Source organism: Xanthomonas hydrangeae, from assembly GCF_032697525.1.
Lineage (GTDB): Bacteria > Pseudomonadota > Gammaproteobacteria > Xanthomonadales > Xanthomonadaceae > Xanthomonas > Xanthomonas hydrangeae.
This window is the reverse complement of sequence record NZ_CP103836.1, coordinates 2,201,416-2,219,706: the sequence shown is the minus strand read 5'-3', so window position 1 is coordinate 2,219,706 and position 18,291 is coordinate 2,201,416. Positions and strand designations below refer to the sequence as shown.

Annotated in this window: 15 protein-coding genes; 6 read left to right on the top strand and 9 right to left on the bottom strand. The window is 64.3% G+C overall.

The window, feature by feature from the left end:
• Positions 1 to 16 precede the first annotated feature (16 nt).
• Positions 17 to 1,009: an endo-1,4-beta-xylanase gene (locus tag NYR97_RS09185; protein ID WP_316697639.1), complete on the bottom strand. Its 993-nt coding sequence runs from the start codon at positions 1,007 to 1,009 to the stop codon at positions 17 to 19.
• 10 nt (positions 1,010 to 1,019) lie between these two features.
• Positions 1,020 to 2,288 (bottom strand): MFS transporter, encoded by a 1,269-nt coding sequence (locus NYR97_RS09180; protein WP_316698124.1) that lies wholly within the window; start codon positions 2,286 to 2,288, stop codon positions 1,020 to 1,022.
• A 522-nt stretch (positions 2,289 to 2,810) separates the two neighbouring features.
• On the opposite strand from NYR97_RS09180, the gene NYR97_RS09175 reads away from it, so the two are divergent.
• The 3 genes from NYR97_RS09175 (at position 2,811) to NYR97_RS09165 (ending at position 8,548) form a co-directional block, all read left to right on the top strand.
• Positions 2,811 to 5,750 carry a TonB-dependent receptor gene (locus NYR97_RS09175; RefSeq protein WP_316697638.1) on the top strand — a complete coding sequence of 980 codons (2,940 nt, stop codon included), beginning with the start codon at positions 2,811 to 2,813 and terminating at the stop codon, positions 5,748 to 5,750.
• A gap of 241 nt (positions 5,751 to 5,991) precedes the next feature.
• Entirely contained in the window at positions 5,992 to 7,479 is a 1,488-nt protein-coding gene (locus tag NYR97_RS09170; RefSeq protein WP_316697637.1) for an MFS transporter, read from the top strand.
• A 34-nt stretch (positions 7,480 to 7,513) separates the two neighbouring features.
• Positions 7,514 to 8,548: a glycoside hydrolase family 43 protein gene (locus NYR97_RS09165; protein WP_316697636.1), complete on the top strand. Its 1,035-nt coding sequence runs from the start codon at positions 7,514 to 7,516 to the stop codon at positions 8,546 to 8,548.
• Between the two features lie 182 nt (positions 8,549 to 8,730).
• On the opposite strand, the gene NYR97_RS09160 is transcribed toward NYR97_RS09165, so the two are convergent.
• Positions 8,731 to 9,381 (bottom strand): DUF6058 family natural product biosynthesis protein, encoded by a 651-nt coding sequence (locus NYR97_RS09160; RefSeq protein WP_316697634.1) that lies wholly within the window; start codon positions 9,379 to 9,381, stop codon positions 8,731 to 8,733.
• A gap of 253 nt (positions 9,382 to 9,634) precedes the next feature.
• Between NYR97_RS09160 and NYR97_RS09155 the strand changes: the two genes are divergently transcribed.
• A complete protein-coding gene (locus NYR97_RS09155; protein WP_316697633.1) occupies positions 9,635 to 10,168 on the top strand; it encodes a lipocalin family protein in 534 nt (177 codons plus the stop codon).
• Positions 10,169 to 10,255: 87 nt separating this feature from the next.
• On the opposite strand, the gene NYR97_RS09150 is transcribed toward NYR97_RS09155, so the two are convergent.
• Positions 10,256 to 10,609 (bottom strand): ribonuclease E inhibitor RraB, encoded by a 354-nt coding sequence (locus NYR97_RS09150; RefSeq protein WP_316698123.1) that lies wholly within the window; start codon positions 10,607 to 10,609, stop codon positions 10,256 to 10,258.
• Between the two features lie 524 nt (positions 10,610 to 11,133).
• Between NYR97_RS09150 and NYR97_RS09145 the strand changes: the two genes are divergently transcribed.
• Complete coding sequence (locus tag NYR97_RS09145; protein ID WP_316697632.1) at positions 11,134 to 11,376, top strand: XAC0095 family protein; 243 nt, start codon at positions 11,134 to 11,136, stop codon at positions 11,374 to 11,376.
• A gap of 78 nt (positions 11,377 to 11,454) precedes the next feature.
• Here the strand turns inward: NYR97_RS09145 and NYR97_RS09140 are convergent, their stop codons facing one another.
• Both NYR97_RS09140 and NYR97_RS09135 read right to left on the bottom strand, forming a co-directional pair.
• The gene (locus NYR97_RS09140) at positions 11,455 to 11,883 is read right to left on the bottom strand and encodes a hypothetical protein (protein ID WP_316697631.1); all 429 of its coding nucleotides are present in this window, start codon (positions 11,881 to 11,883) and stop codon (positions 11,455 to 11,457) included.
• A gap of 157 nt (positions 11,884 to 12,040) precedes the next feature.
• Positions 12,041 to 12,613: a hypothetical protein gene (locus tag NYR97_RS09135; RefSeq protein WP_316697630.1), complete on the bottom strand. Its 573-nt coding sequence runs from the start codon at positions 12,611 to 12,613 to the stop codon at positions 12,041 to 12,043.
• A 160-nt stretch (positions 12,614 to 12,773) separates the two neighbouring features.
• On the opposite strand from NYR97_RS09135, the gene NYR97_RS09130 reads away from it, so the two are divergent.
• Positions 12,774 to 12,977, top strand: coding sequence for a YdcH family protein (locus tag NYR97_RS09130; protein WP_023905744.1), 204 nt, complete (start codon positions 12,774 to 12,776; stop codon positions 12,975 to 12,977).
• Between the two features lie 246 nt (positions 12,978 to 13,223).
• Here the strand turns inward: NYR97_RS09130 and NYR97_RS09125 are convergent, their stop codons facing one another.
• From NYR97_RS09125 to NYR97_RS09115, 3 genes are all read right to left on the bottom strand, one after another.
• The gene (locus tag NYR97_RS09125) at positions 13,224 to 14,204 is read right to left on the bottom strand and encodes a zinc-binding dehydrogenase (protein ID WP_316697629.1); all 981 of its coding nucleotides are present in this window, start codon (positions 14,202 to 14,204) and stop codon (positions 13,224 to 13,226) included.
• A 317-nt stretch (positions 14,205 to 14,521) separates the two neighbouring features.
• Positions 14,522 to 17,191 (bottom strand): glycerol-3-phosphate 1-O-acyltransferase PlsB, encoded by a 2,670-nt coding sequence (gene plsB / locus NYR97_RS09120; RefSeq protein ID WP_316697628.1) that lies wholly within the window; start codon positions 17,189 to 17,191, stop codon positions 14,522 to 14,524.
• The gene (locus NYR97_RS09115) at positions 17,191 to 18,168 is read right to left on the bottom strand and encodes a hypothetical protein (RefSeq protein ID WP_316697627.1); all 978 of its coding nucleotides are present in this window, start codon (positions 18,166 to 18,168) and stop codon (positions 17,191 to 17,193) included. The genes plsB and NYR97_RS09115 overlap by 1 nt, the downstream gene beginning before the upstream one ends.
• Positions 18,169 to 18,291: the final 123 nt, after the last annotated feature.

The window sequence follows — 18,291 nt, the reverse complement described above, 5'->3', positions numbered from 1 at the left end:
CTGCCGGCCGCCCGCGTCATGGCGCGGGCGTGCCGGGATGGCTGGCAACGTACTCGCGCAGCCAGGTCAAAGCGGGCCGCTCGGTGCCATAGGCACGGATCAGGTACGCCGCTTCCTTGTCGCGCCACAGGCCGGGACGAAAGCCCCACAGCGTGATACCGCGTACGCCGGGGTGCTCCCAGAACACCGGAAACACGCGTTGGTAGTCGGCCAGCTGCTGCGCATCGCTGGGCCCGTCCAGATCGAACTCGGTGATGTAGATCGGCAAGCCGGTTGCAGCCAAGGCATCGAGATTGGCGCGATGCACCGACATCGCCACATTCGGGGTGGTTTCGAAGGCGTGCTCCTGGATGCCAATGGCATCGATCAGTTGCTCGCGCTGCAGCAGCTGCACGATCTGCAGATACTTCTGCGTGGCCTGCGGGTTGTTGGTGATGCTGTAGTCGTTGATCATCAGCCGCGCACGCGGAAAGTGCTGGCGGGCGAGCCGAAACGATTGCAGCACCCACTCCCAACCGCTGGCGCCGTTGCCGCCCAGCGCCTGCAGATAATTGCCGCCGCCGGTGTCGTCTTTGCTGGGCGGGTCGTTGAGTGGTTCGTTGACCACTTCCAGCAGATCGATCTGCGGATACCGCTGCGCCACCGCAGCAAACCACTGCTCGATCTCGCGGCGCTGCTCGGCCGGCGGCAACGCCTTGATCCACTCCGGTTGCTGATTGCCCCACACCATGACATGCATCTGGAACGGCATGCCATTGGCCTTGGCCAGCCTGTAGGCAGCATCCAGCCCGCTCCAGTCCATCTGGTCGCGCACCGCTTCCACGCTGCCCCACTTGCCGCTGTTTTCCGGGGTGAGCTTGTTCCAGTACTGCGCGAACCCTGCCGCCTGTTGCGGGCTGTAGGCGCTGCCCAGGAACTTGGACGCGCCGGATGCCAATGGCGCAGCAGATGCAGATGTTGCGAGGCTGGCTGCGAGCAACAGACTGGAGAAAACGACCCGCATACGCATGGCGATCACCTCAGGACGAAGGGGAGGACGCAACGGCAGCGTCGGCCGGTAGCTGCGCTGGATCCAGGCGTGGCGCCAGCGTGTGCACGACCGTCAACGCCAGCAGGTAGGCCGAGCCCGCCATCAAGAACACCGGCACGTAGCTGCCGGTGGCCTGCAACAGGAACCCGATGAAAGTAGCGATCAGCATGCCACCCACCGCGCCGGCAAAGCCACCGATACCGACCACCGTGGCGACCGCATGGCGCGGAAACATGTCCGACGGTAGCGTAAACAGGTTGGCCGACCAGCCCTGATGCGCGGCGGTGGCCAAGCCGATCAGACCGACCGCGACCCATAGATTGTCTGCGCGTGCGGCGAACACGATCGGCACCACCGAGATGGCGCAGATCAGCATCGCGGTCTTGCGCGCACGGTTGACGCTCCAACCGCGCGCAATGAAGCGCCCGGCGACCCAGCCACCGGCGATGCTGCCGATATCGGCAAGCACGAAGATCACGATCAACGGCGCGCCCAGTTGCAACAGACTCAAGCCGTATTCGGCATGCAGGAACTTGGGCAGCCAGAACAGGAAGAACCACCAGATCGGGTCGGTGATGAACTTGCCCAGCACGAAGGCCCAGGCCTGCCGATGCCGCAGCACCTGCAACCACGACAGCCGCCGCTGCACCGGCTCGTGCGCATCGCTGCGGATATGTGCCAACTCCGCAGCCGACAAACCCGGTTGCCGCTCGGGCGGGTGATAGCTCAGCCACCACACCAGCAGCCACGTTGCGCTGAGTACGCCGGTGAACAGAAATGCCGCCTGCCAGCCCCAGGCGGTGGCGATCACCGGCACCAGTAACGGCGCGACGATGGCGCCGATATTGGAGCCGGAATTGAAGATGCCGGTGGCCAGTGCGCGCTCGCGACGCGGGAACCACTCCGCCACCGTCTTGAGCGCGGCGGGGAAGTTGCCGGACTCGCCCAGCCCCAGAAAAAAACGCGCAATCGCAAAGCCCACCACGCTGGTGGCCAGCGCATGCCCCATCGCCGCCAGGCTCCAGATGCCGATCGCCAGCGCGTAGCCGACGCGCGTGCCGAAGCGGTCGATCACCGCACCGCTGCACAACAAGCCCAGCGCGTAGGCGGCCTGGAATGCGGTGACGATGTAGCCGTACTGGATTTCGTTCCAGCCGATCTGCGTCTGCAGAAACGGCGCCAGCACGCCGAGTACCTGGCGGTCGACATAGTTGATGGTGGTGGCCGCAAGCAGCAATGCGCACACGCGCCAACGCATGCGGCCCAGGCGCGTCGGCGTGCCGGCTGATGCAGCAGTTGGCGGCAGTTGGTTCACGTGCCCGACTACCGCAACCGCGCCGCAGGCAGTACGCACTGCGCAATCGCGTAGCGAAGGCTGCAACGTGCTGCTGCATGTCGCGGGCAGCTTGGCACATCGCTGCTGCGTTTATCGGTTCGATTCATCGACCACTGCACCTGCACGAAGGTGGCCTTGCGCCACGGGTGATAGCGCTACCATTACCACGCTCCTTGGCAAAATCCATCGCGCAGTGCAGCACGCCAGGTAGGCGCCAACGTTCAAGACCGCCTCGATGAGCGCTACTGCCATATTCGCCGCTATGCCCCGTCATCTATGCTGCCCTGCAGCGTGATGTTCTGAATTTGGTAGCGCTAACATCCAGCGCCACTGATCGCCCGTTCTTCCCCACCGCACCATCGCCGCGCCACGTATCGGCAGCGGCACTCCCTGCGCAGGGGCGATGCGTGGGACATCTGCTCACCTGTTAGGGAAGGGATTACGGTGAAGAACAGCTACGCACGAACCGCGTTGTCCTGCGCGTTGGGGTCCATCCTGCTGGGCATGGCCAGCACAGCCGCCTTGGCTCAATCCACCGATGCCGCCGACGCAACGACCACGCAACCCCCGCCGGCCGCAACGACCAGCGGCGATGCAGTGACCCAGCTCGATACCGTCACCGTCTCCGGCTACCGACGCAGCATCCAGTTCTCCACCGATGCCAAGCGCGACTCGGTGGGCTTTGCCGACACCGTGTTTGCCGAGGACATCGGCAAGTTCCCTGACATGAATATCGCCGAGTCGCTCAACCGCATTCCCGGCGTGCAGCTCTCGCGCGACGTCAATGGCGAGGGCTTGAACATCGCCATCCGCGGCCTGGGCACCAGCTTCACCAAGACCACGCTCAACGGTGCCAGCATCGCCACCGCCTCGATCGGCCTGAACGCGCAGAACCAGAACCGCGAAGTCGATCTGAACCTGTTTCCCACCGAATTCTTCACCCAGCTCACCGTGAGCAAGACGCCCACCGCCAGCATGCTCGAAGGCGGCGTCTCCGGTGTGGTGGACATGCGCAGCGCGCGCCCGTTCGATCGCCCCGGCGTGCATTTCACCTACCAGGCCCAGGCCGACTGGAACAGCACCAGCGAAAAGACCACCCCGCGCGGCGCCTTCATGGGCAGCTGGACCAACGAGCAAGGCACCTTCGGCGCACTGTTCGGCGTGGCCTCGGTGCGCAGCAAGCTGGGCGTGCGCGGCTTCGAGAGCGTGGGCTGGACCAACCCCGGCCTGACCTACACCCAGTGCGGGCTCACCCCGCCTGCCGGCACGCCAGCCACCAATCAGCCGGCCGCCTGCAACGTCAATGGCGGCGGCAACTGGCGCATTCCCGACCGCGTGCCGGCCACCGCCGGCAGCGGCCTGACCACCGGCGAGACCATCGATGCGGCCTGGCTGCTGGCGCGCAACCCGGGCCTGAGCATCGACCAGATCAGCGACGCGCTGATTCCACGCCTGGGCCGCAGCGTCTACATGAATGGCGATCGCGACCGCGATGCCTCGGTGATGTCGCTGGAATGGCGCCCGTCCGACAGCATGCATTTCTACCTGGATACGCTGTATTCCGAGGCCAAGCGCACCACCGAGCGCATCAGCATGAATCTGATCGGCCGCAACGGCAACATGATCCCGCTGGGCATGCAGCTGGACCAGAACAACGTGGTCACCAGCGCCACCTTCGCCAATGCGCAGTACTTCCTGGAAGCGCGCCCGTACCGCGAAGAGGTCAAGTTCTGGAGCGTCAACCCGGGCGCGGAACTGTTGTTCGGCGCCGAGCAGGACATCAAGCTCAACGTGCAGGCCAATGCCACGCGCAGCTGGCTGGATCGTGAGTCGCCCAGCATCCTGGTCACCTCGCCGTTCACCACCGTCGACTACCGCAACGAAGGCGGCGACCGCCCGTCGATCAGCAGCCCGCTCGATCTCAACGACCCCAATCTGGGCTGGGGCTGGAACGGCGGCCGGGTCAATATCCAGAACGAAAAACGCGTGACAGAAACACGTGGCGGACGTGCCGACCTGCAGTTCGGCGAAGACAAGCGCAACATCAAGATCGGCGCCGCCTACGACCAGGCCGAGCGCACCATTCGCGGTTTCGACAACAGCATCGCCTGGGAGCAGGTGGTCTGCCGCGGTGGCGGCGGCAATGTCTGCAACGGCGGCCCCGGCTCGGCAATCCCGAATGCGGCCCTGGCCGGCTATCTGCGCCCCGGCCCGGATGGCTTCATCACCGCCGATTTTAACCGCTTCCTAGGCGACACCAACTACTACGCGCTACGCGATTCCGCCCCGGAAACCAACTCCGCCAACACCGGCGCCTCGGCCGGCGGCATCCGCGAAAAGAACTGGGGTTTCTACATCGAAACCAACGCCGAAACCGAGGTGTGGAACCGCACGCTGCGCTTCAATGCCGGCGTGCGCTACGTGACCACCGACCAGACCATTACCGGCCCGGTCACCATCAACGGCATCCGCCGCATCCAGGTGCTGGATTCGGACTACAAGGAAACCCTGCCCTCGTTCAACGCCGCCTGGGATGTGGCCGACAACGTGGTGCTGCGCCTGTCCAGCTCGCGCACGCTCACCCGGCCCGACCCCAGCGCGATGCTGCCCAACACCAACTTCAGCGATCCCTCCGCGCAGACCGCAACCCAGGGCAATCCGAACCTGGCGCCGTATCTGTCCACCAACGTGGATTTCGGCGGCGAGTGGTACACCGGCGGCGAAGGCTATGTGGGCCTGACGCTGTTCAACAAGCGCATCAGCGGCTTCACCGTCAACGGTGTGCGGCGCATTCCCTTCAACGACCTGGGCGTGCCGTACGAGAGCCTGCTGCCGATCCAGCAGGCCGGCCTGGACCAGCGCGGCGGGCCGAATGCGGCCACCGTGGATGTGCAGACCCAGGTCAACGCCGACGGCGTGCTCAACATCCGCGGCACCGAGGCGATCTGGGTGCAGCCGCTGGACAAGCTGGTCGACGGCATGGGCTTCAGCGTGAACTACACGCACGTTACCCAATCCTCGGAAGGCGAAGGCATTCCGGCAGTGGCGGTCGGTGTTGCACCGAACCTGTGGAACGGCACCGTGTACTGGGAAAAGGACGCCGCCTCGGTGCGTCTGTCCTACACCTGGAACGACGACATGGTGATCTCCGGCGCCAACCAGAACGGCATCCCGTATGCGCGCCTCAACGCCGACGCACGTGGGCAGCTGGATCTGTCGGCCAGCTACACGCTGGAATCGCTGCCGTCCAAGCCGCAACTCACCCTAAACGTCACCAACATCACCGACGAGCCGCTGCGCACCACCTACGCCTGGCCCAACGCCACCTACGATCTGTACGAGCCCGGCCGCACGGTCATGCTCGGCATCCGCGGCACGTTCTGAGCGTGGTCATCGACACGACAGCACAGAGGCCGGGCGGGTGTGGCCGACCCGTGGGTCGCGCGTGGTCTTGTTGCATGGCCCGCGCACCGCATGCCGCTGCCGCTGCCCTGGCGACGGCGCGCGCGGTTTTGCCGGACACTTCAGGCGCCATGCCTGCCGGCGCGATCCGGACCGATCGCGGTCGGCGGCATGGCGCGCGCCGCGGCGTTTCCCGCAGCACTCCTCGAGCCCGCCCCGCCTCATGAACGATCAGTCACAACAGCTCTCCCTATGCGAAAAGATCGGCTACAGCCTGGGCGACCTGGCGGCCAACCTGATCTTCCAGACGCTGGTCACCTTCCTGGCGTTCTTCTACACCGATGTGTTCCGCATCCCGGCGGGTGTGGCCGCCACGTTGATCTTCGTGGTGGGCATGCTTGGCGCGTTCGTGTTCACGCCCATCATCGGCATCCTGGCCGACCGCACCCGCACGCGCTGGGGCAAGTTCCGCCCGTGGATCCTGTGGACGGCAGTGCCGTTCGGTGCGTTGTCGCTGGCCGCGTTCAACACGCCCGCCCTCGGCGAACAGGGCAAGATCGCCTACGCCTTCGCCACCTACACGCTGCTGATGCTGGTGTACGTGGCCAACAACCTGCCGTACTCGGCATTGAGCGGCGTGCTCACCGGCAGCATGGAGCAGCGCAACAGCCTGTCCGCATATCGCTTTCTGGCGGTGACACTTGCGCAGTTCGTGATCCAGGTGCTGCTGCTGCCGCTGGTATTGATCCTGGGCAATGGCGACAAGGCGCAGGGCTTTCGCAACACCATGGCGCTGTTTGCCGCCGTCGGCACGCTGTGCTTTCTGATCACCTTCTTCACCACCCGCGAGCGGGTGCTGCCGATCAGCGAACAACGCACCAGCGTGCGCCAGGACCTGGGCGATCTGGTCCGCAACAAACCCTGGCTGGTGATGCTGGCGTTGACCATCCTGGTCTTCATCAATCTCGCCATGAAGGGCGGGATGTACATCTACTACTTCAAGTACTACCTAGACGCGGATGCATTGACGCTGTTCCTCGATAATGCGGGCTTCAACCGCTTCATCGCTGCAATCAATAGCGTACTCACCGGCGCCGGCATGAGCGCACTGCAATGGCCGCAGGACGCGCCGACCTCGGCCTTCAGCGTGTTCAGTGCCGGCGGCATTCTGGCGATGATCGTGGGTATCGGTTTTTCCAAGCGCCTGGCCGATCGCTACGGCAAGCGCAACGTGTTCGGTGGCGCGCTGCTGATCTCTACCGTGTTTCTGCTGGCGTTCTACGTCTACCCGCCGACTGCGATCGGCTGGGTGTTCGCCTCCTACGTGCTGCACGGCTTCTTCTACGGCATCACCATCCCGCTGTTGTGGGCGATGATCGCCGACGTGGCCGACTACTCCGAGTGGAAGAACCACCGCCGCGCCACCGCGATCATTTTCTCGGCGATGTTGTGCGGCCTGAAGATCGGCCTGAGCGTCGGCGGCGCACTGGTCGCCGGCATCCTGGCGCTCTATGGCTACGACGCCACGCTACCGCTGCAAAGCGATGCAGTGACGAGCGGCATTCGCCTGGCCATCAGCGTGTATGCGTCCATTCCGTTTCTGCTCGGCACCGCACTGCTGGCGCTGTACGAGATCGACAAGACGCTGGAAACCCGCATCGAACACGAGCTGGGTGCCCGCCGACAGACCGCAACGCCCGCCACTCACTGACGCCCTCCCCACCACTTCATGCACAGGTACGCGCATGTCCGATGAACTGCACACCGCTGCACTGCAGGCGCTGGCGCGCACCGCCATTTCCGCACCGCTGGTCACCCATCTCTACACCGCCGATCCTTCCGCACACGTGTTCGACGGCGCGTTGTACCTGTATCCCTCGCACGACATCGATGCCGGCGTTGCCTTCAGCGACGACGGCTCGCATTTCGACATGGCCGACTACCACGTGCTGCGCATGGCGCACCCGAACGCGCCGGTGGAAGACCTGGGACAAGTGCTGCACGTACGCGACGTACCCTGGGCGCAGCGGCAGATGTGGGCGCCGGATGCCGCGCAGCGCGACGGCAAGACCTACCTGTATTTTCCCGCGAAGCGTGCCGACGGCATCTTCCAGATCGGCGTGGCGGTCGGCGATGGCCCGCACGGCCCGTTCGTCGCCGAACCCGAGCCCATCGCCGGCACCTATTCGATCGACCCGGCCGTCTTCGCAAACGACGACGGCGCGCATTACCTGTACTTCGGCGGCATCTGGGGCGGCCAGCTGCAGCACTACCGCGACAACGTCTACGCGCAGACCCATCAGGAACCCGCCGACGACGCGCCCGCACTCGGCCCGCGCGTGGCCCGCCTGCACGAGGACATGACCCAATTGGCCGAACCCACCCACGAGATCGTCATCCTCGACGAACACGGCACCCCGCTACGCGCCGGCGACCATGCCCGCCGCTTCTTCGAAGGCCCCTGGGTCCACCACCACGCCGGCCGCTATTACCTGTCGTATTCCACCGGCGACACCCACCTGATCTGCTACGCCACCAGCGACACGCCGTACGGCCCGTTCACTTATCAAGGCGTGCTGCTCGCACCGGTGGTCGGCTGGACCACCCACCACTCCATCTGCGCCTTCGAGGGACAGTGGTATCTGTTCTATCACGACGCTGTTTTATCAGGCGGGCAGACGCATCTGCGCAGCATCAAGATGGCACCGCTGGAGCACGACGCGGATGGAAGGATCGCGACGATTTATCCGTATGGGGAGGGAGCGGTGTCGCCTTGGTAAATGGTCGCCGCTGTGCGGTCAGTTGCAGACGCTAGTCATTGGCTGGCGCCAACGCAAGTGAGCCATGGCCCGCTCGTTGCCGCTGACGGGCGATCCTCCGGGGAGCGTCCTGTGGCGCGTCGATACTGCATTGCATGCTTTGTGCAGCCAGCCACTCAGGTCTTGTCTCCATCGCGCACGCCTCACGCCTCGCGCATGGCCACCACGGGACGCAGATCGTTCACAAGGCGCTTTCTGCTGCTACGCGCATACTCGACCGGGGAGAACGGCATTGCCGAGTCTGCGTAGGCATCGATGAGCTGCAAGAGTGCGTCCCTGCCAATCTCCTCCGGCGCGGGATTACTGCCGGCCTCGGTCAGCGATGTCAGCCGTTCCTGGAGCATTTCCTTCCTGGCGATCTCCACGCCGAGGGACGGATCTGCCACGCACAGGCCAAAGGTCCCATCAAGAAAATAGGGGATGAACCCCTGGATCTTTTTTTCGATGGCATCCGTGTCCTCGATGTGCGCGCGCAACCCTGTCTCCAATTCCCGACCCAATGCCGCAAGCACGGCATCACGCGCGTCCCCCTTTGCGGCTCGGTCGGCGATGTCCACCCATTTCCTGCATTCGGGACGGAAGTAGTCGCCCACAAGGCGCTCGTCGATGTGTGTGACTCCAAACGCCGCCGAACGGATGGAATGTCCGTCGCACGTATACGTCGGTTTTGGTATGGCATCCGCTTCCAGAAGCGCATCGAGCCGATCGACCGTGATGCCGGCAAGCGATGCGAACGTTGGCTTGTTGACGAAGTGCGTTTGCAGATAGTTTGCCAGCGTCAGCGACTGCTGCATGGACAATCACCCGTGTTCATAGAGGGGCGGGACGCTATCACACCCGTACGTAGGCAGGCACAAGATCGGCCTCAGTTCGCTAGAGCTGGACAGACGATGACCAAACGCTGCCACGACTTCTCGCACGGCACCGTCATGTCACTGGCACAGATGGCCAGCTTGCGCCTGGGCCGGAACTGCATCGCATGGGGCTGCATCCAAGTGCATTGCAGCTACGTAGGTCTATGCATGTGCTCTTTTGATGGAGGTTGCCATGCGACATCGTTCGATGCTGTTGTTAGTGACGCTCGCGGTCTACGGGAATGCAAGCGCAAGCGATTCACGCGCTGCCCTGCCCCGCGCGGACACCGTTGACGTGCCACGCTTCATGGGCGATTGGTACGTCATCGCGCACATTCCTACCCGGCCCGAGCGCAAGGCCTACGATGCCGTGGAGCGCTATGCACTGCGGCCGGATGGCCGCATCCAGACCACCTTTACATTCCGCAAGGGAAGTTTCGAGGCGCCGCTCAAGTCCATGCATCCGATCGGCGAGGTGGCAAGGGAGGGCAATGGCGCGCTGTGGAGCATGCAATTCTTCTGGCCGTTCAAGGCCGAGTACGTGATCGCCTGGCGGGATGCAGACTATGCGCAGACCATCGTGGCACGCAGCAAGCGCGACTACGTCTGGTATATGGCGCGTACTCCGCAGGTGTCCGATGCCGACTATCAGCAGGCTGTTCAACGTATCGCCGCAATGGGCTACGACGTGTCACAGCTGCGCCGCGTACCGCAGTCGCAGCGCTGATGCGGTAAAAAGGGCCGATGCGGTAAAAAGTGCGACGAGCATCAGCGATGCAGTATCTGCATCGCAGGCTCTCGCACACCGCCTGCGTTAGACGTTCTTTTCATCCACAGAAAACTCCCATCCGTCATTCAAACCTCCCAACGGCTTGGCCTCCGTTGCCAACTCTTCCTCGAACGCCGAAATCGCCTTGTGCGACGGGACCATGGTCGGATACACCGTCACGTCCATCGGAAACGCCGTGTTTTCCGGGTAATGGCAGCAACGCACCTTTTGCTCGAAGCGCAGCAGCGTCACCGAAAACGCCAATGCCGACTCCTTCGTGGGGAAGACCACGGAGAACGCGATCTCTCGCGGCGTCGAAAGATCCACCCCTTGCTGGGCGATGTGCCAAAGGGTGTCGCCGTTATCGTCGTTAGGATACAGATCCGGATTTCGTTGCATGGGAAGCTTCATTTTTTTTGACCAATTTACCGAGGAGGAATCCTAGCGCCCGGCTTGTGTGGGGCCTGTCATTAACTGCGTGCATGAAATCAAATGGTGTCAGAATGCCCTTCGAGCTCACTATATTTCTGGCGATCACACCATTTCCCGCTTCATCAGCAGGCGCATTCGAGTCGCCTAAGTATTCCCCTGAGCTGAAATGTCTGCATGTTAATACCTACATCTCTGCGACACGGCATTGATAACCGAAAGGGCGCGAAGACTCCAGGCCTGCACCTTGACTCCTCCATGCATCAGTAGCACACTCCTTCACGGAGCGTAGCAACTCCACAGATAGCGGTGCCACCCCCGTCAAGCGGTGGTTTTTTGTGCCTGATGTTCAGGCACATGCTCGGCGTCTCCACGCCGGGAGGGCGGCGAATACAACACCCGCAAGGGAAATAAGCCCGCCGTCTGTCTGCGGTTGCTAACCTCCCGGCATCCCGCCGCATCGTGCGGCGGGAGCCTGTTCCGGAGGAGTGAGCATGGAGCAGTCTCTGTTCGGGTATTACCTGCTGCCGGAAAACGCGCAGCTTCGGTTACTGCAAACGCGCGATCATTTGCGCTTTCTGGCAGCATTAGCACGGCCACGCGCCACGATCGCCAGTCATGTCAGTGAGTCCCATGTGAGCCTGGATGCAATGACATTCTGCTTCGAGCTGTTGGCCGAGCAACTGGAAAACGTCTTGAACCAGACGCTGACGCCCGATGATTTTTCTAGGACCTAACTTGACGCAGTAACGGCGGCAAGATCGGGGGGCTGGCACCCCAAGGTGCCCAGCCCGCAACTGCAGCCTCGCCTTCGATTATTCGAAACCAATCAAATTTATATAAGACACGCCCTTGACGCCCATCTGAGATTCGGTGTGGCCTGATTCAACGTAGGCGCGACTGACCCCACACTGGCAGACCTTCTTGATGTTGTTCTTGATGGCGCCTTCGATGCTGTGGTTGAAGCTAAATGCACTACTTCCTTCGACAACGCACACTTCTCTTTTCAGCCCACCCTCTATGGCCTGACTCTTTGTTTGATAGATCGTCACTTCGCAGCTGCCGCTCTTATAGTTGTTAGCTACGCCTATCATCCTCACCGATCCAGTTGCGCAACCAGACAGACAGCAAAAAATAATAGCTGAAAAAATTATTTTATTACTAATCAAGAAAATCTCGCTGTTTGAGCGGACCTGCCATGATGAAAGCACTTCCGGCCAGGATCGTAAAATATTTTCAAGCACGCATTTCATTACATACCGCAAGACCAAATAAATTCATGAGACCTGAGCTTTATAGCCACCCAACGATGGAGCTAAAAAAGAGCGGATTAACTTGATAATTTGACCGTCTCAGCAAAAGCCAAGAGGCGGAGGCATCTATCCGCTCCGCCAGTGATTGTTACGGCACCCAAACCAGATTCATCAACTGCGGGTCGGCAGTGACCTTGACCAGCTTGCCGCTGGGACCGAACTGCACCTGATACTCGGAGAAGCTGTCGCGCCAGTAACGCCACAGCGAAGCTTCCAGATTCGGGTTCTCGCTGCTGATCGGGTAGCCGACCGCCATCAGCACCTGTTCGCGGGTCATGCCGCCGGTGAGTTTGCCATCGTTGATGGCCTGGCGAATCTTGGGCGGGAAGGTGGCGAGCTTGAGCTTGGGGTCGGCGGTGACGACGTAGCGGGCGGCGAAGGCGGTGTTGTCCAGGTCGCGGCTGTAGTCGTTACCGATGGATTGCTTTTCGCCGGCGATCTTGAGGTTGATGCGGTTGCGGCCGAAACCGGTGACGCTGACCGGAGTGCCGACGGGGAGCACGCGCTTGCCGTCTTCGGCGTAGTTGCTGTCGCTGATCCAGCTGCCGTCGGTGCGCAGGTTGCAGCACAGAAAGCCGTCGTACTTGGCGACGTCGGCCGCGCTGGCCAGGGTGGACGCGGTGAGCAGGCTCAGGGCCAGCAGGGAAGAACGCAAACGCATCGTAAAGACTCCTTTCTCGACGGCCGTGGCCGCGCGGCAATGATGGGATCGGGCGCGCCGCCGTTTTCCCCAACGGCGCGCCGGCATTGTCGCAGCCTCGGGCAGCATGGCAAGCACGGCGGGTGACGCGGCCGGGACGGGTTTGTGTATGCTCGGAGCCGTGGAAACCCTCTCACCCGCCGAGATTGCCGAGCAGATCGCCGAGTTACGACGCGCCCACCGCGCGTTGGACGAGGAGATTCAGCGCGTGCCCGCGAACATGGACGACGAGCTGCAGATGAAGCGCTTGAAGAAACGCAAGCTGCATCTCAAGGACTGCATTACGCGGCTGGAAATGGAGCTGGTGCCTGACGAGCCGGCGTGAGGTTGGTGCGTGCGGCCGCTTGGGTTTGCTTTGCGATTGTTGGTATCGGCAGCGCGGGGATAGGCAGTTGGGTCACTGAGTGATGCAGGCAGCGTTTGTCTGATGGCCACCGCGGGCTTTAGCTGAGGCTCGTCGGGTTGGTCGCTTGGGCCTTACCCTCACCCCAACCCCTCTCCCGGGGGGAGAGGGGCTTTGCCTCTGTGTTTTGGGGCTAAATGCGGCCTGCTAGCGAGTCGCGCCCTTGCCCTAGCCCGCGCGTAGCAGGACCTTGCCACTGCGTCCCGGTTCGGCACTTGCTGCGGCGGCCTTGGCGGCATCTTGCAGATCGAACACCGCTTCCACCGGCAAGGCCAGGCTGCCATCGACGGCGGCCTTGAGCAGTTCGCCGATCATGCGGCGCTTGTCTTCCGGCTTGGTGGCGGCCATGACCTTGCTGCCCCAGAAGCCGCGCACGCTGGCCTGCTTGAAGATCACATCGCCGCTGGAAATCTGCAACGACTCGCCGGTCATCGAGCCGAACGAGACCAGCTCGCCGCCTTCGGCCAGCAGCGCCATCAACTCGCCGGCCGCGCTGCCGGCGACCGAGTCGATGGCGCGCACGATGGGTGCGTCGCCGGCCAGCGCGCGGGCGGTGTCCTGCCAGCCTTCCTGCGCGGTGGAGATTGCGTTGCCGATGCCCAGCGCTTTCAGCTCGTCCACGCCGGCATCGCGGCGCACCAGGTTGATCACGTTGATGCCGCGCGCGGCGGCGAGCATGGCCACGGTCTTGCCGACCGCGCCATTGGCGGTGTTCTGCACGATCCAGTCGCCTTTATCGACCTGCAGGAACTCGATCAGCATCAGCGCGCTCAGCGGCATGGCGATCAGTTGGCAGCCGCGGTCGTCGTCCAGCGCATCGGGCAGCGGCACCACGCCGGCGGCATCGGCCAGGAAGTACTCAGCCCAGCTTTCGTGCACCCCGGCGGCGACGACGCGTTGGCCGGTCTGCAGGCCTTCAACGCCTTCGCCGAGTGCGTCGATCACGCCAGCCGCTTCGCTGCCGCCGATCGCGGGAAGCTCGGGCTTGTAGCCGTAATTGCCGCGCACCGTCCACAGGTCGTGGTTGTGGATGGGCGAGCGACGCATCGCGATGCGGACCTGGCCCTTGCCGGGCTGCGGCGTGGGCCGTTCGCCGAGTTCGAGTACCTGGGCGGGGTCGCCGAATCGGGTATGGATGGCTGCGCGCATGAGAAATCTCCTGCCGGGCACGCCTGTCGTACAACGCGCCCGATCGTGCTGAAAGGTGACGCGATGCTATCGGCAGGGCTGCAAGAGACGGATGAAACGGACGGAACTGTTGTGTGAAGTTCTGCGTGTTGGTGGAGTGCACGCGTCGTTGGTTTGATCTGCTGCAGCGCTGGATGATTCGGGCGCTGACCGCCCCTCATCCGCCCTTCGGGCACCTTCTCCCGGTGGGAGAAGGGAAGCGTCAGGGCGTCGGCGCTTACCTGCCATTGGCTCACCCTCACGTACTGCAGGGAGACGATGGCGGTTGCACCGCCGCCTTACTCGGCCGGTGGCAGCACGACACCCGGCTTGACCGCTTCGGGGCTGACCCGCTCGATGGTGTGGCGCAGTTCGCGGCCGAGGATGAACTTGGCGTCCTTGGCCCAGGCGTCCAGGCGCTCGTCGAACAGCAGCTTGCTGTTCTCGTCCGGCCACACCAGGCGCAGCTCGCGCAGTTTCTGGATGAAGCTGCGGAACAGGGTCTTGTCGAAGAACTCCGGGGCGGCCGGGGCATACAACAGGCTCAGGCGCTGCGCGGCCTGCTGGCACAGGCTTTCCAGTTCGCCGGCGCCTAGTACGCCGGGGCCGTTCTTCACCAGCACCGAGATGGCGATGTAATAGCGCTCGAAGGCCTGCTGCAGCGAATGGCCGATCGCGCGCAGGCGGAACACTTCATCGGTCTGCCCGGTGTTGCGGGTCAACACGCCACCATCGTCATCGGCGACGTTGAGCAGCAGGCCCTCGCGCACGAACATGTCGATGGTCTGTTCGATGCGCTCGGCAAAGCGGTCCTCGCTCCACGGCAGGAACAACTCCGCCTGCAGGAACGGGTACACGGTGCGACCCAGCCGCAGCAGACCGGCACGGCTCATGCGGCGGTTGTTCTGGAAGCAGCAGGCCACCCACGAGGACGCAGTGAACAGGTGCAGCACGTTGTTGCGGAAGTAGCTCAGCAACACCGCGGTGTCGCCGCTGACGCTCAGCACATCGCCCAGCGGATGCGACACGCGCGTGAGCACGTTGATCTCTTCGGCATGGGTGATGATGCGCGCCGGAGTGTGCGGGGTGACGGTGACGCGGTCCGAATACGGCATCTCCGCCAGCAGCTTCTTGCACAACTCGATCTGCGCGATCAGGTCGGCCTCGCCCATCGCGTGCTTGGGCGTGGACAGCAGCGCCAGCGCCAGCAGGTTGATCGGGTTGACGTCTGCGGCACAGTTGATGCGCGTCTGGATCTGCGTGGACAGCGTGTCCACCGCCGGTGCCAGCCAGGTGGGTTTTTCGTCGTCGGGCAGCGGTTGGCCATCCCACTCCGGGGCGTGCTTGGCCAGCACGTCGTTGAGCGCGATCGGCTCGCCGAAGTTCACCACCACCTGGCCGTAGTTCTGCTTGAGCACCTTGGGGATCGACCACAGCAGGCCCCAGATGGATTCCTTTTCCTTGGGCCGGCCAGTGAGCTCGTCCAGATAGCTGTTGCCTTCCATCAGCTTTTCGTAGCCGATGTAGACCGGCTGGAACAGCACCGGCTTGCGCGGCTGGCGCAGGTAGGCGCGCAGCGTCATCGCGATCATGCCGCCCTTGGGCTGCAGCAGACGGCCGGTGCGCGAGCGCCCGCCTTCGACGAAGTATTCGATCGAGTAACCGCCGGCCACCAGTTGAGCGACGTATTCGCTCAGCACTGCCGAATACAGCGCATTGCCCTTGATCGAGCGGCGGATGAAGAACGCGCCGCCCTTGCGCAGCAGCGTGCCCGCCACCGGCAGGTTGAGGTTGATGCCGGCCACGATGTGCGGCGGCACGATGCCGCGTTCGTACAGCAGGTAGCTCAGCAGCAGGTAGTCCATGTGGCTGCGGTGGCTGGGCACGTAGACCACTTCATGCCCGGGCGCGGCCTGCTTGAGCTTGTCCAGGTGGTGCACCAGCACGCCGGCGTAGATGCGGTTCCACACGTGGGTGAGCAGGAAGCTGGCCGAGCGCACCACCGGGCTGGAATAGTCGGCGGCGATTTCCCACGCATAGGCATGCGCCTTGCGCCAGGCATCGACCGGCTTGCTGCTGTCGCGCCGGGCCTGGGTGGCGATGGCCTCGCGCACCGAGTCGGCGGCCAGCACCTGGTCCACCAGCAGGCGGCGGGTGGACAGGTCCGGCCCGATCACCGCCTCGCGGATGCGCCGGAAGTGGGTGCGCAACACGCGCTGCAGCTTGCGCAGGGTGCGCTCGGGCGGCAGGCCTTCGGCCATGGTCTGGCGCAGCGAGATCGGCGGGGCGAAGCGCACGATGGTGGTGCGGCCGTTGAGCAGCACCGCCAGCAGGCGCCGGAAGCGGCCGACCAGCGCCCAGTTTTCCGAGAACAGCACCGCAAACCAGCCGCTCTGCTTGTCCGGCGCGCGGCCGACGAAGATCGACACCGGCACCAGGTGCACGTCCAGGTCGGCGCGTACGCGGTGCGCCTGCAACAGCTTGGCCAGCGAATCGGAGTGGGTCTTGCCGCCGCGCTGCTCGGGGATCAGCGAGTTGCTGCTGCTGCGCCGCGACAGCGCCAGGTAGGCGCGCTTGCGCTGCAGCGGGTCGCCCGGCAGCGGCACCAGCGGCGAGGGCAGCCCGGCCTCGCGGCAGGCCTTGTCCAGGATCAGCGCGCTGGACAGGCCGTAGTCCTCCAGCACGTAGACCACCGGCGTGCCGTCGTCGTAGCGGCTCGGTTGGTCCGGTTCGATGGTCAGACTCAGCCAGGGGTCGGCCAGGCGGCCGAGCAGGCGCGCCCACCACGGGCGTTTGGCGCTGCGGGCAACGGCGACGGCAGGCGCGATCGACGGCGCAACCTCCGGCGGAACCGGTGTGGCGGTCGGCAATGCGGCGGCCGTGGCGCCGAGATCGGCGGCGGCAGCGCTGGGCGGGGCGGGCTGGCCGTCCGGGAACGGCAGGGGATTCTGTTCTGGCATCACGGTCATTATCGCCCAGCCGGGCGCTGCCCGGTGGCGGCGGGCGTGGCGGACGCGGCCGCCGGGGTGTCAGGCGTTGCCGCGGCATCGGGTACGGGCGCGGCCGGCGTCGCGGCGTCGAGCAGCGCCTGGACCTCGTCCTGGGTCTGCTGCTGGTACCAGTGGCCATCGCGCTTGATCAGGGCGATGCTCAGGTCGATGTCGTGCGCGGCCAGCGGATAGCGCAACCGCACCTGGGCGCGGTCGCCGTCCTGCTTGATCAGGCCGGTGCGCAGCGCATCCAGGCTGCTGTCCAGCGACAGGCCGTAACGCGCCAGCACCTGCTTGGCCGCGGCCCAGAACGGCCCGAGCCGGCGCAGGCTCTCCTCCATCCCCAGCCGCTGCAGATCGGCATCCGAGCCGATGCCGGTGGCACGGGCGGCGGTCACCAGGTCGGTGATGCTGGCCCTGGCGCGCGCGCGATCGGCCAGCGGCGCGGTGGCGGCCCAGGCGCTCAGCGCATCGACCAGTTGCACGTAATGCGCGCGCTGCTCGGGTTGGTAGTCGTTGCGGCTGCGCAGGTATTGCACGCCGAACTGGCCCAGCGACTGCGCGGCCTGGCGGATGCCCTGCGCCTGCCCGGCCAGTTGCGCATCGAAGGCCTGTTGCAGCTGGCGTTCGGCACCGGGCGCCGACAGCGTGCCGAGCAGGTTGCCCACCTCGTTGGGCAGCGGCAGCTCGGTCAGCGGCCAGCGGCTGGCACCGCTGCGCCAGGCCGCTTCCAGCTGGGTGTACTGGGCAGGCGTGACCCGGATCCGCGCATAGGCAACCAGATCGTTGCGCCGCAATGGCATGGTCATCGACTGCATCGCCGCGGCCGGCTCGGCGGTGGCGCCGGGCAAGGCAGCGGCAGGGTCGCTGCGCTGGCAGCTGCTGGCGCATAGCGCCGCCAGCAGCACCCACGCGATGGACTGGAACCGGCCGGCGCGGACGGTGGATGGCGACATGCGCACGATGTTCCCCTGATCGATCGGCGCATCTTGCTGTCTGAATGGGTTGGCGGCAAGGCGCGCGACAACCGTGCGCTCGGGTACGGTGGAAAACGTTAGATTTTCGTAGTTCCAGGCATG

Coding starts and splice junctions, on each gene's coding strand:
- NYR97_RS09185 (WP_316697639.1), bottom strand. CDS start 1,009: ATGCGTATGCGGGTCGTTTTCTCCAGTCTGTTGCTCGCAGCCAGCCTC.
- NYR97_RS09180 (WP_316698124.1), bottom strand. CDS start 2,288: ATGCGTTGGCGCGTGTGCGCATTGCTGCTTGCGGCCACCACCATCAAC.
- NYR97_RS09170 (WP_316697637.1), top strand. CDS start 5,992: ATGAACGATCAGTCACAACAGCTCTCCCTATGCGAAAAGATCGGCTAC.
- NYR97_RS09165 (WP_316697636.1), top strand. CDS start 7,514: ATGTCCGATGAACTGCACACCGCTGCACTGCAGGCGCTGGCGCGCACC.
- NYR97_RS09160 (WP_316697634.1), bottom strand. CDS start 9,381: ATGCAGCAGTCGCTGACGCTGGCAAACTATCTGCAAACGCACTTCGTC.
- NYR97_RS09155 (WP_316697633.1), top strand. CDS start 9,635: ATGCGACATCGTTCGATGCTGTTGTTAGTGACGCTCGCGGTCTACGGG.
- NYR97_RS09150 (WP_316698123.1), bottom strand. CDS start 10,609: ATGCAACGAAATCCGGATCTGTATCCTAACGACGATAACGGCGACACC.
- NYR97_RS09145 (WP_316697632.1), top strand. CDS start 11,134: ATGGAGCAGTCTCTGTTCGGGTATTACCTGCTGCCGGAAAACGCGCAG.
- NYR97_RS09135 (WP_316697630.1), bottom strand. CDS start 12,613: ATGCGTTTGCGTTCTTCCCTGCTGGCCCTGAGCCTGCTCACCGCGTCC.
- NYR97_RS09125 (WP_316697629.1), bottom strand. CDS start 14,204: ATGCGCGCAGCCATCCATACCCGATTCGGCGACCCCGCCCAGGTACTC.
- plsB (WP_316697628.1), bottom strand. CDS start 17,191: ATGACCGTGATGCCAGAACAGAATCCCCTGCCGTTCCCGGACGGCCAG.
- NYR97_RS09115 (WP_316697627.1), bottom strand. CDS start 18,168: ATGTCGCCATCCACCGTCCGCGCCGGCCGGTTCCAGTCCATCGCGTGG.